Here is a 16,293-nt window from a genome sequence, read left to right as displayed (position 1 = left end):
CTCCAGCAGAATGTCCGAGCATTCTGCTAGGGATAGAGCGGTTAGTCGAGTTCGACAGGTGGCGGCTCGTGCCGCGGTTTGCCATCGGCCAGCGGCACGATGGTTTTGGTTTCCGGCTCGACCGGCACCATCTTGTACTCCTGGCCGTGAAGGTTCTTGAGGTAGACCTCCATTTGCCGGAACGAGATGTTGATCTTCTGCTTCTTGAACTCACGATTTATGAAGCGGTTGACCTCGTCGAGCACCGGGTTACGGTCGCCGAGGTCGCGCACGTGCATGCGCAACTCGTGGTCGAGAGTGCTTTCGCCGAAGTTCAGGAAGTACACGTGAGGCTCTGGATCCTTCAGTACGCGCGGGTTGTCCCGGGCAGCCTTGAGCAGCAGCTCTTTCACCAGGTCCAGGTCCGAGCCGTAGTCGACACCGAGCTTGAGGGTCACCCGGGTGATGGTGTCGGTCAGGGACCAGTTGATCAGTTGCCCGGTGATGAACGTCTTGTTCGGGACGATGATGTCCTTGCGGTCGAAGTCGGTGATGGTCGTGGCGCGGATGCGGATCTTGCTCACCGTGCCCGACAGGTTGCCGATGGTGATGGTGTCGCCGATCCGCACCGGGCGCTCGAACAGGATCATGATGCCGGAGATGAAGTTGGCGAAAATCTCCTGCATCCCGAAACCGAGACCGACCGACAGTGCCGCCACCAGCCATTGCAACTTGTCCCAGCTCACGCCGAGCGTGGACAGGGTCGAAACGAAACCGATGCCGGCGATCACATAGGACAGCAGCGTGGTCGTGGCGTAGGCACTGCCCTGAGCCAGGTTCAGCTTCGACAGCACAAACACTTCCAGCAAACCCGGCAAGTTGCGCGCCAGTGCAAAGGTGATACCGATGATGATCAACGCGCCAAGCATGTCGCCGATGCTGATTGGCACCATGCTCATGTTGGCACCGGTGCCGCTGGTGTATTCGTAGAGGGTGATGTTGTCCAGGTATGAGAATACCGAGATCAGATCGGACCAGACCCAATACAACGCCGCGATGAAACCGCCGAGCAGGGCCAGACGGATCAGTCGCAGGGACTGCTCGTTGACCTTCTCGATGTCCAGGGTCGGCTCTTCGATCACCGCTTCGCCGTCGCCAGCCTCTTTCGCTGCCTGACGTTTGGCCAGTGCGCGTTGATAGGCCAGGCGCCGTGCCGCAACGCTGAGGCCGCGCACGAAGGTCGCTTCGATCACCAGCCAGAACATCAGCAGGTAAAGCGTGTTGATCAACCGGTCGCTGAGTTTCAGCGCGGTGTAGTAGTAGCCAAAGCACACGGCGACGAACAACGCGATTGGCAGGGCGGTGAACAGAACTCCCACGGCCTTGCGGAACAGTGAAGCGTTCTGGTGAGTCGGGCTGCTAACCAGCAGACGGCTGAGTAGCCAGGCCATCAAGGCGTAGCAGGTCAGCACAACCGGCATGCCGAGCACGTCATCGGCCAGAATCGCTGGTTGCAACTCGGCGACTGCTACTACCGCCACCAAAGCCATCACCACCAGGCCGAGTCGGCGTATCCAGCCTTGAAGGAATTCGACCTGAGGTTTTTCCCAACGGAAATGCAATTCGGCGACGCCGCCCGGCGCGAGGATACGGTAGGCGGTATAGAACACCAGCCAGGCCTGGGCCATTTGCAGCAGCGCCGCGCCCATATTGGCGTTCTGCCCGCGGGCGTCGATTTGCAACGCCAGGCCGCACAAGGCCAAACCCAGGGCGACGGGCATCGCCAGCAGGATGTTGATCAGAATCGCTTGCGGTGTGTGCCACTGGCTGTCGCGTTTGAAATGGCCGATGTCCAGGTGAACTTTATTCAGGCGGGCATAGAGGTTTTTGCGGCGCCACAGCAGCGCTCCGATCAGAAAGGCCAGCGGCAGAAACAGCAGCGGCCGCTGCGTCAGGCCATCGGTCAGTTCGCTCAGGCTTGAGGCCCAAGGCAGGGTGGTGACCTGACGTTCCAGGCGTTCTGGCACGCCGCGCATCCACTCAAGGTCCAGCGGCTTGTTGCTGGGAATCCAGAACATTTGCTCGTCCAGCGTAGCCCGCAGACTTTGCGCGGTGCTGAGCAGTTGCTTCTGGTTGAGTTGCAGCGTGATGGATTCGTTGAGCACCGCGCTCAGTTCGCGATTCAAACGCTCCAGCAGGTCCGCGCGGGTGGTGGCCAGTTCCAGCAGGCTCTTGCGCAGTTGCGGGGTGACTTGCTCGGGCGGTTGAGTCGCCAGCAGGTTATCGACATAGGTTGTCGGGTTGCTGAGCAGTTCCCGTTGCTGGCTGACTTCGAACTGATACAGGCGAATGTCGGCGATCTGGTCGGCCAGATCGCGGTCGAGCTTGAGGCGCGGCAGGGCCTGTTTCTGTTTGTAGAGAATCTTGGAGAGCAGCAGGCTGCCCTTGAGCACGTTGATCTGTTCGTCCAGCGCCGAATCGCTCTGGGTCACGCTGTCCAGTTGCTGTTTGGTCTGCAGATTCTGTTGGGTGACTTCGTTGAGACGATCGGTGCTTTTGAGCAGGTAGTCGGAGAGCTTCAGGTTGGCCGCGCTTTCGGTAGCCAGCAGGCTGCTGCCGCCAGCCTTCTGCGCTTCGATGGACTGCTGGGTCACTGTCTCTTGCGACTGGGCCAGGCGTTTCTGGTTGATCAGGGTTTGCAGCTCCTGGATCTCCTGATCCAAGCGATCGGATTTCTCCGAGAGCAAGTCATGCTGACTGTTACCCAAATCCTGCAACAGGCTGTTGCCGGCCAGTTCCTGGCGACGCAACGGTATCAAGGCGTTCAGTGCCGCGAGTTCAGCGTTGAGCTGATCGCGTTGCTCAGGGGTCAAGGTCTTGCCGCTGTCCTTGCCAAGCTTGAGGATGTTATTGATCTGCTGGATGCGCGTCTGGCTGGCAGATATTTCGGCTTGGGCGCGCTCGGGGCGGGTCTGGGCGGTAATGATCAGGCTGTTCGCCTCGGCCAGGGCTTTTTGCAGATCGCTTTGCTGGGTGGAGCGTTCGGTCAGCAATTGCTCAAGCTGCTGAATGGTCTCTTTGGTATAGCGTTGCGCCACCGGAACCACTTTGGTGGCCTTGAGACGGGTCAGTTCGCGCTGGTTCTCAATGTTCTGCTTTGGCGCATTGGTCAGCTGCTGCTTGAGATTAACCAGCTTCTGATCGTAATCGCTCTGGTTGTTGAGTTGGGTGAGCGTGCTCTGCAAGACCGCTTGCAGGGCCTTTTGATCGGCTTCCGGCAGTTTGCGGTCGGCGATCTTGTTCAGGCTCGCCTGCACGGCTTCGCTGGACGGCGGTTCGGCGGCTTGCAGCGTGCTGATGGAAAGACTCAAGCCCAGCAGGGCCATGATGATAAAAGTGCGCAGGGTTGACATAGAGACCGATCGAAAACGAGGCGAAGAATGGAGTTTAGAGGAAGAGTCCCGGTCCGGGGCGACTTCCTTCGGGGAATCTGACGCCTACCTTACCAATCTTGTTCCCTTCCATGACAGCGACGGTCCAGAGGGTGTTGTTCCATTCCACCTGGTCACCAACTACGGGTGCACCGCCCACTTTCTGGGCAATGAAGTGGCCCAACGACATGTTCGGATCGATGCCTTCGACTTTCAACCCGTACAGGGCAGCAACCGCGCCCAGCTGGGCGTCTCCTTCAAGTACGAAGTCGCCGAAGAAGCGCAAATCCAGACCCCGTTGCGGTGCCTGACTGAAGAGTTTTCCGAGGGCCGGAAGGTTGTGTTCATGGCCGATTACGCAGAGCAAATCATCGACTTCGAGCACCGTACTACCCGACGGATGGAGCAGTTGTTGGCCACGAAACAGGGCTGCGATACGGGTACCTTCGGGCATTTTCAGCTCGCGAAGAGGGGATCCAATGCACCATTTCTCGGCACCAAGGCGGTACACGAACAGCTCCCACTCGCTGGTGACATGCACTTCCAGCGCCGATCGAGAGATCGGCAATGGCTCCGGCGGGACGGTCACTTTCAAGAGCTTGGCAACCCAGGGCAGGCTTGTGCCTTGCACCAGCAGCGAGACCAGGACGATAAAGAACGCCAGATTGAAGTAGAGCTGAGCATTGGGCAGCCCCGCCATCAGCGGGAACACCGCCAGAATGATCGGTACTGCGCCGCGCAGGCCAACCCAGGAAATGAATGCTTTTTCGCGGCCATGGAACGCCTTGAAGGGCAACAGGCCGACCAGCACCGATAGCGGACGGGCAAACAGAATCATCCACAGCGCCAGGCCCAGCGCCGGCAGGGCGATCGGCAGCAGGTCATGGGGCGTAACCAACAGCCCCAGCACCAGGAACATGCCGATCTGTGCCAGCCAGGCCATGCCGTCGAGCATGTGCAGAATGCCATGGCGACTGCGGACCGGGCGGTTGCCGATCACCAGGCCACACAGATACACCGCCAAAAAGCCGCTGCCGTGCAGGGCGTTGGTCAGGGCAAACACCACTAGACCGCCAGCGATGACCAGAATCGGATAAAGGCCGGTGGCCAGGTGGATACGGTTGACCAGTTGCAGCATGAGCCAGCCACCGCCGAGGCCGATCACACCGCCGATGCCGAACTCGCGCATCAAATGCAGGAGCAGATTCCAGTGCAGCCCGGTTTCGCCACTGGCGAGCATGTCGATCAGGGTCACGGTGAGGAACACCGCCATCGGATCGTTGCTGCCGGATTCGATCTCCAGGCTCGCGCTCACCCGTTCGTTCAGGCCCTTGCCGCCCAGCAGCGAGAACACGGCCGCGGCGTCGGTGGAGCCGACGATGGCGCCGATCAGCAGGCCTTGCATCAGATTAAGGTCGAACAACCACGCCGCCGCCATCCCGGTCAGCCCCGTGGTGATCAACACCCCGACTGTAGCCAGCGACAGCGCAGGCCATAACGCCACGCGGAAACTCGCCACCCGGGTGCGCAAGCCGCCGTCGAGCAGGATCACTGCCAGGGCGAGGTTGCCGACCAGATAAGCCGTTGGGTAGTTATCGAAAATAATGCCGGCACCGTCGACACCAGCCGCCATGCCCACCGCGAGGATGATCACCAGAATCGGGATACCGAGGCGCGATGAAAGTGAGCTCACCAGAATGCTCGCACCTACCAGCAACGCGCCGATCAAGAACAGGCTGTTGATGGTCGTCGCATTCAAAGGCAGTACTCCAGAAAGCTAAAGGCGGGCACAAACTGACCATGCAGTCTGCGTGCCAGCGATTCTAACCTGTTGAAATGTGATGCTGTCAAAAAGCTTTTAACGATGTACACCCGCTTGAGCCGGGTGTGACCACTGTGGCGAGGGAGCTTGCTGTGGCGAGGGGGCTTGCCCCCGTTGGGTCGCGTAGCGGCCCAGGTTTTACGACTGCTGCGCAGCCGAACGGGGGCAAGCCCCCTCGCCACAGGGTTACAGACTAAACCGCCCAACCATGTTGTTCAGGTCCAGCGCCAGGCGCGACAGCTCGTTGCTGGCCGCGCTCGTCTGGTTGGCACCGGTGGCCGATTGCACCGACAGGTCACGAATGTTCACCAGATTGCGGTCCACTTCACGGGCCACTTGCGCCTGTTCTTCGGCCGCGCTGGCGATCACCAGGTTGCGTTCGTTGATTTCGACGATGGCGCTATTAATAGTGTCCAGCGACATGCCTGCACCGCGAGCGATATTCAAGGTCGATTCAGCCCGCTCGGTGCTGTTGCGCATCGAATCCACTGCGTGTTCGGTGCCGCTCTGGATGCTGCCGATCATGCGTTCGATTTCGCTGGTCGACTGCTGGGTGCGATGGGCCAGGGCGCGCACTTCGTCGGCGACCACTGCGAAACCACGACCGGCTTCACCGGCACGAGCTGCTTCGATGGCGGCGTTCAACGCCAACAAGTTCGTCTGATCAGCCAGGCCGCGAATCACGTCCAGCACTTTGCCGATGTCTCGCGACTCGTTGGCCAGGTCGCCGATCAGGGTGGCGGTGCTCTGTACGTCGGCGCTCATGCGCTCGATGGCACTCACGGTTTCCTGTACCAGGTCACGACCGTCACCCGCCGAAGTGGTGGCGTTTTTCGAGGCTTCGGAGGTGCTCACGGCGTTGCGGGCAACTTCTTCCACGGCGCTGGTCATTTCGTTGACGGCGGTGGCAGCCTGTTCGATTTCGTTGTTCTGCTGGGTCAGGCCACGGGCGCTTTCGTCGGTGACGCTGTTGAGCTCTTCCGCGGCGGAGGCCAGTTGCGTGGCCGAACCGGAAATCCGTTGCAGGGTGTCGCGCAGTTTGTCCTGCATCTTCGCCATCGCGGCCAGCAGGCGACCGGCTTCGTCTTCACCATCGACCATGATCGGGCGTGTCAGGTTGCCTTCAGCAATTTCTTCGGCGGCGCTCAGGGCGTTGGCAATTGGCTTGGTGATGCTGTTGGTCAGCAGCCAGGCGAACAGCAGGGTAAGACCGGTGGCGATGACCAGCAGGGTCACCGTCAGGTTGAAGGCTGATGAGTACTCCTCGGCAGCTTGCTGGTTGGTGTCGAGGGTCTGCTGAGTGTTGATCTCCAGCAAACGGTTGAGCACGGTGTTGATGGCTTCAGAGTTGTTCAGCAAATCGGTGTTGACCAATGTGCGCAGTTCGTCGAGCTGATTGTTGCGCGACAGGCTCTTCATCCGGTCTTCGATCTGGCGATACTGCCCCAGCAGCTGCACATACTGATCATAGGCCGCACGTTCCTGCGGGCTGGCGATCAGTTTTTCGTAGACGGCTTGAGCCGCTCGGATCTGTTGGTTACGGGTTTCCAGCAGGTCCATGGTTTTCTGCTGGACGTCCGGCTCGCGGTTCACCAACAGACGGTAAGACAGGACACGCAGGCGCAGGGTTAGCTGAGTGAACTCGTCGAGGCTTTTAATGCTCGGTACGCTGTTCGAGGTGATTTCCTCGGCGGCGCCGCGAATCTTGCTCATCTGGTTCAGCGCGAACACCCCCAGAACCAGCATCAAGCTGCCTATCAAGGCAAAACCGAGGAAGGCCCGCGGTGCGATATTCATATTTCGTAAGGACATGGTTTTCACCGAAAAAAGCACATCTGTGCGGGGCTGAGACTGTTGCATGCATGACTTATCGGTCATGCGACTAAAGTCTTGAGGCGCTGCGCGCTTTTGTCGCAGAAGGGCCGCGGCGACGAAGTGCAGGAACCAGAACCGCCAATCACAGTCTTTAAAACTCGCGAGGAAGGTCGCCCGCCAGGAAAATCAAGGCCTTGCGCCTGCATAACCCTGGCATCTGTGGTGACTTTTCTTTATCGTACGCGCCCTTTGAAAATGCCCGGAAAATCAAAATGTTGGAAGCATCCCTAAGCCAATTGGAACAACTGGTCAGCGACCTGGTACAGCAGAACCAGACCCTGCTCGGCACCAATCAATCCCTGAGTGCAGAACTGGCCCAGGTCAAGGATGAAAACGAAAGCCTGCAACTGAGCTTGATGGAACAGGAAGAGAAGCAAGGCGCCACCGCGGCACGCATTCAGGCCTTGGTTGAGCGCGTCAGCGCCGGCCCTGTCAGCGCATGAGTTACGGCGCCGCAGGGGTAAAAGTCGTCTCGATTCTGGGGGAGGACTATTCGATCAAGGCGCCGGCCGGGGAAGAGCAGACCCTGCTGGACGCCGCATTAATGTTGAAGGCCGCCTTGGCCGAGACTAAAAAGAAATACCCGACGCTGATCGGTGACCGCTTGCTGGTGCTGGCGGCGATGAATCTGTGCTCGCAGCAGATCGAAATGCAAAAGCGTCATCAGGAGGAACTCAACCGTTACCAAGAGCAAGTCAGCGCCACGGTTGAAGTGATCGCCAAGACAATCAATCAAGCCTGATCAGCTTTGCGCACAACCAAAGAATAAATTGTCGCTTGCGTTGTATACAATCGGCATGGCTGTTGCAGTGTTTCAGCCTCTTATTCTTTGGGGGTGCTCCATGCATTTCTGGCGACGCAGTATTCAATGGCAGTTGATCCTGAGCATGGGCACCGCCCTGCTGGTCAGTATTCTGATCGTGGTTGGCGTTTATACCCTCGTGGTCAACCGCCTCGCCCAGCGCTATCTGGTCGAACAAGCGCTGCCGTCGAGCATCGAGGCGATGCGCAACGACATCGAACGAATCCTCGTTCAACCCCTCACCGCCGCCAAGGACATCGCCAGTAACAGCATGGTGCGCGACTGGTTGGCCGGGGGTGAGAACAATGCCCAGACCGCCACATTTGTGAAGTATCTGGAAGGCATCCGCGCCGAGCACAAAGCCTTTACCGCGCTGATTATCGGGGCCGCTTCAAGCCATTACATCACTGAAAAAGGCCTGGACCGGACGCTCAGCCGTTCCAATCCCAATGACGCCTGGTTCTATTCTTTCCTGGACAGCAACCAGCCGCGCACCCTCAATATTGACAATGACACCGCCACCGGTGAGTTGGCGCTGTTTATCGACCTCAAGGTCGAGCAGGCCGGCAAAGTCGTGGGCGTCGCCGGGCTGGGCCTGAGCATGAAAGAGCTGTCGGAGTTGATCCAGAATTTCAACTTCGGTGAGCGCGGCAAGGTCTATCTCGTGCGCTCCGACGGTTTGATCCAGATTCACCCCGAGACGCAGTTCAGCGGCAAACGCACGCTGGTCGAGCAAATCGGCGCCCCGGCGGCGCAAGCGGTCATGGGGCAGCTCTCTACCTCCACCGCGTCCGCCACCAGCAGTTTTGTCCGCGATGGCGAAGATTTTCTGGCATTGAGCCTGCCGCTGCGTGATTTGGGCTGGACCTTGGTGGCCGAAGTGCCGCAGTCGCAGATCTACGCCGAAGCCCGGCGCGCGATGTGGATGAGCAGCGGCATCGGTCTGGCGGTGGCGCTGGTTTGCCTGTTGCTGGTGGTGTTGCTGGCCCGTGGATTGGTGCGACCGATTCGTCAGGTAAAGGCGGCGCTGGTAGCCATCGGTAGCGGTGGTGGAGATTTGACCCACAGGTTAGATTCCAGCCGCGCCGATGAGCTGGGTGACCTCGCTCGCGGCTTCAATCGGTTCCTGGAAAGTCAGCGCGACATGATCGGCGAAGTCCTGGCCACCAGTGAGCGCTTGCGCACGGCGGTCGGCCAAGTGGCGCGGGTGGTGGACAACACGGCCGAACGCTCAGGCCGTCAGCAGGAAATGACCGACATGGTCGCCACCGCTGTCCACGAGATGGGCCTGACCGTGCAGGAAATCGCTCAAAACGCCGGCAACGCGGCCGTCGCTTCGCAAACCGCGCGGGATGAAGCGCTGCAGGCGCGGGAAGTGGTGGGCGGATCGATCCGGCATATCGAAAGCATGTCCGACGAGATCGGCATCGCTGCCGGTGCGGTGGGCGAGTTGGCCCACCAAGTGGCGTCAATCGATCAGGTGTTGGCGGTGATTCGCGGGATTTCCGAGCAGACCAATTTGCTGGCGCTCAACGCGGCTATCGAAGCGGCGCGGGCTGGGGATATGGGCCGCGGGTTTGCGGTGGTGGCCGATGAAGTGCGGACCCTGGCGCGGCGGACTCAGTCGTCTACCGACGAGATCCAGCAGATGATCGGCAGCCTCAAGCAGGGCGCGGAGAATGCGGTGTCTTCCATGCACGCCGGGCAAGCGGCGACCGGCACCGGTGTTGAGTCGAGTCAGCGCACCGGGGCGTCGTTGACGGCGATTACCGGGCAGGTCGAGCGCATCAGCGACATGAACCATCAGGTGGCCACGGCGACGGAAGAGCAGTCGGCGGTGACGGAAGAGATCAACCGCAACGTGCAGGGGATTTCTGATTTGGCGCGGGCTACGGCGGGGGAAGTCAGGGCTTGTCGGGAAGACTGTCAGACGTTGCAGCGCTTGGCGGATGATCTGGCGCGGCAGATGGGTGGGTTTCGGTTGAGCTGATAAATGTATTGCCTGTACTGACGCCATCGCGGGCAAGCCCGCTCCCACAGGATTTGGGTGTTGAACACATTATCTGTGAACAACAGAGATCCCTGTGGGAGCGGGCTTGCCCGCGATTGGATGCCAGTTTCGCCACAAAGCTTCGGTCAGAACCATTCATCCCGCATCGCCAGGCACACATCATCCCGCGCCTCAAGAATCGCCAGCTCATGGTGACAACCCGGCACTTCCCACGTCAGGAAATACCGCGCCGCCTGCAGCTTGCCTTTATAAAAGCTCTCATCCGCCGCATTCCCCTTGGCCAATCCTTCCTCGGCGCGAATCGCCTGTTCCAGCCAACGCCAACCAATCACCATATGCCCGAACACTTTCAGATACAGCGCCGAGTTCGCCAGGCTGCTGTTGACCTTGCCCTGAGCCAGATCGGTCAGCAGGCCGATGGTCACGGTTTGCAGGCGTGCCACCAGTTTCTCCAGCGATTCACGCAGCGGCGTCAGTGATTCATACGCCTGCGCTCGCTCGGCGGTGTTGGCGATCAGGCGGATCAGTTGCTTGAGCCCCGCGCCCCCGTTCTGGGCCAGCTTGCGCCCCAGCAAGTCCAGCGACTGAATGCCGTGAGTACCTTCATGAATCGGGTTCAGGCGGTTGTCGCGGTAGTACTGCTCCACCGGGTACTCACGGGTATAACCGTGGCCACCGAGAATCTGGATCGCCAGTTCATTGGCCTTCAGGCAAAACTCCGACGGCCAGGATTTGACGATCGGCGTCAGCAGATCCAGCAGCTCATGGGCCTGTTTGCGCTCGGCTTCGTTCTCAAGGGTCGTGGTGTCGTCGAACAGCCGCGCCGCGTACAACCCGAGGTCGAACGCGCCTTCGACGTAGGCTTTCTGGGTCAGCAGCATGCGTCTGACGTCGGCATGCTGAATGATCGCCACCGGTGCGGTGGTCGGATCCTTGCTATCCGGCACTCGACCTTGCGGACGTTCGCGGGCGTATTCCAGTGAGTACAGATAACCGGCGTAACCCAGCATCACCGCGCCCATGCCGACGCCGATCCGCGCCTCGTTCATCATCTGGAACATGTAGCTCAAACCGTGGTGCGGCTTGCCCACCAGATAGCCGACACACTCGCCGTTGTCGCCGAAATTCAGCGCGGTGGACGTAGTGCCGCGCCAGCCCATCTTGTGGAACAACCCGGCCAGCAATACGTCGTTGCGCTTGCCGAGACTGCCGTCATCGTTGACCAGAAACTTGGGCACGATAAACAGCGAAATGCCCTTCACCCCGGCCGGTGCGTCCGGCAGTTTGGCCAGCACCATGTGCACGATGTTTTCCGACAGCGGGTGATCGCCGCCAGAGATGAAGATCTTGTTGCCCTTGAGTCGATAGGTGCCGTCGGACGCGGGTTCGGCGCGTGTACGAATATCCGACAACGACGAGCCGGCATGCGGCTCGGTGAGGGCCATGGTGCCAAAGAAACGGCCGTCGATCATCGGTTGCAAGAAGCGCTGTTTCTGCTCCTCGGTGCCGAAGCTTTCAATCAGGTTCGCCGCGCCCATGGTCAGGAACGGATAAGAGGTCGATGCCGCGTTGGCCGACTGAAAGTGCGCAAAGCACGCTTGCGACAGCAGCGTAGGAAGTTGCATGCCGCCGGCATCGAAACTGCGCGCGGCGTTGAGGAAACCTGCTTCGAGGAAGGCATCCACCGCCGGTTTCACTTCCGGAATCAGAATCGCCTGACCGTCCTCATAGCGCGGTTCGTTCTCGTCGCCCTTGCGGTTGTGCGGGGCAAAGAACTTCTCGGCAATGCTGCGGGCCGTGCCAATGGCCGCGTCGAACGTCTCGCGGTTGTGCTCGGCAAACCGCTCACGCTGGGTCAGGCCCTCGGCATCAAGGACTTCATACAGCTCGAAAGCCAGATTACGGGAACTGAGCAACGTCTCGGACATGGCGGCCTACCTTTTTTTGGAATGGACCGAGTCTAGGCGGGAGGAGGGTGGGCTGAAAGGATGATTGATGAGCGTGATGGTGGAGCAGAGCGGCGGCTTAGCAGGCGATACAAGCAACTGTGGGAGCGGGCTTGCCCGCGATGGCGTCAGACCAGTCAATATCATCAGTGACTGATACATCGCTATCGCGGGCAAGCCCGCTCCCACAGGTATTGTGTAACCAGGCACCCATTGCAGGTGCCCGGTCTTATTGCGGTTTAGCCGATCGTCATCAAACTGGCATTACCCCCCGCCGCAGCGGTGTTAACGCTCAATGCACGCTCGATCACCAGACGCTCCAACGCAATGTTGGTCTCGCCTTGCGACAAACCATGAACCCCAACAATCGCACCGCCACGCTTGGCCACTTGCTGGCAGACCGCACGCAACTGGTCGGAATGGCCATGATGCAGAACCGCATCAATCACCACTTCGTCCTTGGTCCAGTCGGTAACCCGCTTGATCCGCGCCTGGATTTCTTTCGGCAGGCGTGCGAACAGGGCCTTGGCCGGTTCAGCGTCCGGCCATATCGCCGAGCCGCCCACGGCTAATACCGCAGCCAGTTGGGTCAGCAAATCGCCTTCGACTTCCGCCAGGCACAGCACGTGTTCGCGCGGCAGGATGGCGTAGCTGTTGCGCTCACCGGTCGGGCCCGCCAGAACACGGGTGATCCCGCTTTGCGATTGCGCCGCGAACTGTACGCACAAGGTGCTCAAGTCTGCGAACTTATTGCTGTCAGCCCAGGCTTTCAGCGCGGTCAGCGGTTTGCTCATGGCATCACGCAGGCGGACGTCCGGTGCAGCGATAGCGTCGCCGCGGGCGAAGGATTGTTCGATCGCATCGGTAGGACGTGTCGACAGCAAGCGGTACAGGTACAGCGGACCACCGGCTTTCGGGCCAGTACCCGACAGGCCTTCACCGCCGAACGGTTGCACGCCGACCACAGCACCAACAATGTTGCGGTTCACGTAGACGTTACCGGCGTTGACGTTGTCGATCACCTTGGCGATGGTCTCGTCGATGCGAGTGTGTACGCCCAGGGTCAGGCCGTAGCCGGAAGCGTTGATCTGGCCGATCAGTTGATCGATCTCTTTGCGCTTGTAGCGAACCACGTGCAGAACCGGGCCGAAGATCTCCCGTTGCAGTTCGTCGAAGCTTTCCAGTTCGATCAGGGTCGGCATCACGAAGGTGCCGCGTTTGACTTCTTCGCTGTTGGCGATGGCCACCTGGTACACGTTGCGACCTTTGTCGCGCATGGCCTGGATGTGCTTCTCGATCCCCGCCTTGGCTTCGGCGTCGATCACCGGGCCGATGTCCACGGACAGGCGCTCTGGATTACCGAGACGGCATTCAGCCATGGCGCCCTTGAGCATTTCGATGACACGGTCAGCGGAATCTTCCTGCAGGCACAGTACCCGCAGCGCCGAGCAACGCTGGCCAGCACTGTCAAATGCCGACGACACCACGTCGATCACAACCTGTTCGGTCAGCGCCGAGGAGTCGACGATCATCGCGTTCTGGCCGCCAGTTTCAGCGATCAGCGGAATCGGACGGCCCTGAGCATCCAGACGACCGGCGACGTTGCGTTGCAGCAAACGAGCGACTTCGGTGGAGCCGGTGAACATCACGCCTTTGACGCGATCGTCGCCGACCAGACGGGCGCCGACAGTTTCGCCACGGCCCGGCAGCAGTTGCAGCACGCCTTCCGGAATCCCGGCTTCGAGCAGCAAACGCACGGCTTGAGCGGCCACCAGCGGGGTTTGTTCCGCAGGTTTGGCCAGTACCGGGTTACCGGCGGCCAGAGCAGCAGCGACCTGACCACTGAAGATGGCCAGCGGGAAGTTCCACGGACTGATGCAGACCACCGGACCCAACGGGCGGTGGGCATCGTTGGTGAAATCGTTGCGAGCCTGCACCGCGTAATAACGCAGGAAGTCCACGGCTTCACGCACTTCGGCGATGGCGTTGGCGAAGGTCTTGCCGGCTTCGCGAGCCAGCAGGCCCATCAGCGGCTGGATCTCGCCTTCCATCAAATCGGCGGCACGTTCCAGAATCGCGGCGCGTTCGGCCGGCGGAGTGGCCTGCCAGATCGGTGCAGCTTTCAGGGCGCACTGGATCGCGTTATCGACGTCTTCGACGGTGGCTTCCTGCACATGGCCAACCACGTCACGCAGATCGGACGGGTTCAGGACTGGCGCAGGGGTTTCAGTGCTGGACGCGCAACCGAGCATCGGCGCCGCTTTCCAGTTGTTGTGAGCAGTGGCCAGCAGGGCGCACGACAGGGAAGCCAGACGATGTTCGTTGGCCATGTCGATGCCGCTGGAGTTGGCGCGCTCGGCACCATAAAGATCACGCGGCAACGGGATACGCGGGTGCGGCAGGCCGAAGCCGCCTTCCAGCGTAGCCATCTGCTCGATGCTGGCCACTGGATCGGCCACCAGTTCCTGAATCGAAATAGACTGGTCGGCGATGCGGTTGACGAACGAAGTGTTCGCGCCGTTTTCCAGCAGACGACGCACCAGGTACGCCAACAATGTTTCGTGCGTGCCAACCGGTGCGTACACGCGGCACGGACGGTTCAGCTTGCCTTCGGAAACTTTACCTACAACCTGTTCGTACAGCGGTTCACCCATGCCGTGCAGGCACTGGAACTCGTACTGACCGGGGTAATAGTTCTGACCGGCGATGTGGTAGATGGCCGACAGGGTGTGGGCGTTGTGCGTGGCGAACTGCGGATAAATGACTTCCGGCACCGACAGCAGTTTGCGTGCGCAGGCGATGTAGGACACGTCGGTGTACACCTTGCGGGTGTAGACCGGATAGCCTTCCAGGCCTTCGACCTGGGCGCGCTTGATTTCGCTGTCCCAGTACGCGCCTTTCACCAGGCGAATCATCAGGCGATGACGGCTGCGGCGAGCCAGGTCGATCACGTAGTCGATCACATACGGGCAACGCTTCTGGTACGCCTGGATCACGAAACCGATGCCGTTCCAGCCGGTCAGTTGCGGCTCGAAGCACAGGCGCTCCAGCAGATCCAGCGACAGCTCGAGGCGATCGGCTTCTTCGGCGTCGATATTCAGGCCGATGTCGTATTGCTTGGCCAACAGGGTCAGCGACAGCAGGCGCGGGTACAGCTCTTCCATCACGCGCTCGTACTGGGCGCGGCTGTAACGCGGGTGCAATGCGGACAGCTTGATCGAAATGCCCGGGCCTTCATAAATCCCACGACCGTGAGAGGCTTTGCCGATCGAGTGGATGGCTTGTTCGTACGAGGCCAGGTACTTCTGGGCGTCGTGCTCGGTGAGTGCAGCTTCACCCAGCATGTCGTAGGAATAGCGGAAGCCTTTGGCTTCGAACTTGCTGGCGTTGGCCAGGGCTTCGGCGATGGTTTCGCCGGTGACGAACTGCTCGCCCATCAGGCGCATGGCCATGTCGACGCCCTTGCGGATCATCGGCTCGCCGCTCTTGCCGATGATGCGGCTCAGGGACGATGTCAGGCCAGCTTCGTTGTGGGTGGCGACCAGTTTGCCGGTCAGCAGCAAGCCCCACGTGGCGGCGTTGACGAACAGCGACGGGCTGTTGCCCAGGTGCGGATGCCAGTTGCCGGTGCTGATCTTGTCGCGGATCAGGGCGTCACGGGTGCCTTTGTCCGGGATGCGCAGCAGCGCTTCGGCCAGGCACATCAGCGCTACGCCTTCCTGGGACGACAGGGAAAATTCCTGCAACAGGCCCTGAACAATCCCGGCACGGCCGCCGGCGCTTTTCTGATTGCGCAGTTTCTCGGCAATCGAGGCAGCGAGCTTGTTGGTGGCTTCGGCCATCGCGGCCGGCAGGCGCGCCTGCTCGATCAGCATCGGCACCACTTCAGGTTCCGGGCGACGGTAGGCGGCAGTGATAGAAGCGCGCAGCACCGATTGCGGCAGGATGCTTTCAGCGAATTCCAGGAAGCACTGATGCGCGTGATCAACGTGGATCTCGCCCGCTTCGTCAACTTCCTTGCCGTTCAAACCGTTCAGCTCGGACAGGGTTGCACCACCCTCGAGTTTTTCCAGGTAATTGAAAATTGCCTGCTTGATCAACCAGTGCGGCGTGCGATCAATCGAGGTCGCGGCGGCCTTGAGGCGTTCGCGGGTCGGGTCGTCAAGTTTGACCCCAAGAGTGGTGGTAGCCATATTTTTATCCTCATGTTTGCCACGACCGCGTGGCATCAGCTGGCGGCAAGATTAGCTGTGCGTCGGTCGAGGTGCAACCGGGTGCAACCCTTTTTTTGTCGGAATAATAAGCAGCTCGTCAGGAAACTGATTCTGGTACATCTCTCCCGCGCCTGCTTGGTGCTTTTACTTCTAGCGCAACCTGGAAAACGCCCTAAAAAGGAGCAAAAACCGACCCTTTTCAGGAAAATCCGA

8 protein-coding genes are annotated in these 16,293 nt (G+C 60.2%); 3 read left to right on the top strand and 5 right to left on the bottom strand.

Going from position 1 to position 16,293, the window contains the following annotated elements:
- Positions 1-41: 41 nt before the first annotated feature.
- From mscK to JFU11_RS16770, 3 genes are all read right to left on the bottom strand, one after another.
- Complete coding sequence (mscK, locus tag JFU11_RS16780; protein WP_123721550.1) at positions 42-3,392, bottom strand: mechanosensitive channel MscK; 3,351 nt, start codon at positions 3,390-3,392, stop codon at positions 42-44.
- Positions 3,393-3,426: 34 nt separating this feature from the next.
- Complete coding sequence (locus JFU11_RS16775) at positions 3,427-5,169, bottom strand: potassium/proton antiporter (protein WP_201061419.1); 1,743 nt, start codon at positions 5,167-5,169, stop codon at positions 3,427-3,429.
- Positions 5,170-5,418: 249 nt separating this feature from the next.
- Positions 5,419-7,044 (bottom strand): methyl-accepting chemotaxis protein, encoded by a 1,626-nt coding sequence (locus tag JFU11_RS16770; RefSeq protein WP_201061417.1) that lies wholly within the window; start codon positions 7,042-7,044, stop codon positions 5,419-5,421.
- A 275-nt stretch (positions 7,045-7,319) separates the two neighbouring features.
- Between JFU11_RS16770 and JFU11_RS16765 the strand changes: the two genes are divergently transcribed.
- The 3 genes from JFU11_RS16765 (at position 7,320) to JFU11_RS16755 (ending at position 9,899) form a co-directional block, all read left to right on the top strand.
- Positions 7,320-7,550 (top strand): hypothetical protein, encoded by a 231-nt coding sequence (locus JFU11_RS16765; protein WP_007903194.1) that lies wholly within the window; start codon positions 7,320-7,322, stop codon positions 7,548-7,550.
- Positions 7,547-7,849, top strand: coding sequence for a cell division protein ZapA (locus JFU11_RS16760; protein WP_048396096.1), 303 nt, complete (start codon positions 7,547-7,549; stop codon positions 7,847-7,849). Before JFU11_RS16765 ends, JFU11_RS16760 begins: the two co-directional genes overlap by 4 nt.
- A 100-nt stretch (positions 7,850-7,949) precedes the next feature.
- Positions 7,950-9,899, top strand: coding sequence for a methyl-accepting chemotaxis protein (locus JFU11_RS16755; protein ID WP_201061414.1), 1,950 nt, complete (start codon positions 7,950-7,952; stop codon positions 9,897-9,899).
- A 146-nt stretch (positions 9,900-10,045) separates the two neighbouring features.
- Here the strand turns inward: JFU11_RS16755 and JFU11_RS16750 are convergent, their stop codons facing one another.
- Both JFU11_RS16750 and putA read right to left on the bottom strand, forming a co-directional pair.
- Positions 10,046-11,848 (bottom strand): acyl-CoA dehydrogenase, encoded by a 1,803-nt coding sequence (locus JFU11_RS16750; protein WP_201061412.1) that lies wholly within the window; start codon positions 11,846-11,848, stop codon positions 10,046-10,048.
- A 257-nt stretch (positions 11,849-12,105) separates the two neighbouring features.
- Positions 12,106-16,059, bottom strand: coding sequence for a trifunctional transcriptional regulator/proline dehydrogenase/L-glutamate gamma-semialdehyde dehydrogenase (putA, locus tag JFU11_RS16745; protein WP_201061410.1), 3,954 nt, complete (start codon positions 16,057-16,059; stop codon positions 12,106-12,108).
- Positions 16,060-16,293: the final 234 nt, after the last annotated feature.

This window comes from Pseudomonas sp. TH37, assembly GCF_016650735.1.
In the GTDB taxonomy this organism is placed as follows: Bacteria; Pseudomonadota; Gammaproteobacteria; order Pseudomonadales; family Pseudomonadaceae; genus Aquipseudomonas; species Aquipseudomonas farris.
This window is presented reverse-complemented; position numbering and strand designations above follow the sequence as displayed.

Bases quoted from the DNA above. Each gene is read 5' to 3' on its own strand.
- JFU11_RS16755 (WP_201061414.1), top strand. From the start codon at position 7,950: ATGCATTTCTGGCGACGCAGTATTCAATGGCAGTTGATCCTGAGCATG.
- JFU11_RS16760 (WP_048396096.1), top strand. From the start codon at position 7,547: ATGAGTTACGGCGCCGCAGGGGTAAAAGTCGTCTCGATTCTGGGGGAG.
- mscK (WP_123721550.1), bottom strand. From the start codon at position 3,392: ATGTCAACCCTGCGCACTTTTATCATCATGGCCCTGCTGGGCTTGAGT.
- JFU11_RS16770 (WP_201061417.1), bottom strand. From the start codon at position 7,044: ATGTCCTTACGAAATATGAATATCGCACCGCGGGCCTTCCTCGGTTTT.
- JFU11_RS16765 (WP_007903194.1), top strand. From the start codon at position 7,320: ATGTTGGAAGCATCCCTAAGCCAATTGGAACAACTGGTCAGCGACCTG.
- putA (WP_201061410.1), bottom strand. From the start codon at position 16,059: ATGGCTACCACCACTCTTGGGGTCAAACTTGACGACCCGACCCGCGAA.
- JFU11_RS16750 (WP_201061412.1), bottom strand. From the start codon at position 11,848: ATGTCCGAGACGTTGCTCAGTTCCCGTAATCTGGCTTTCGAGCTGTAT.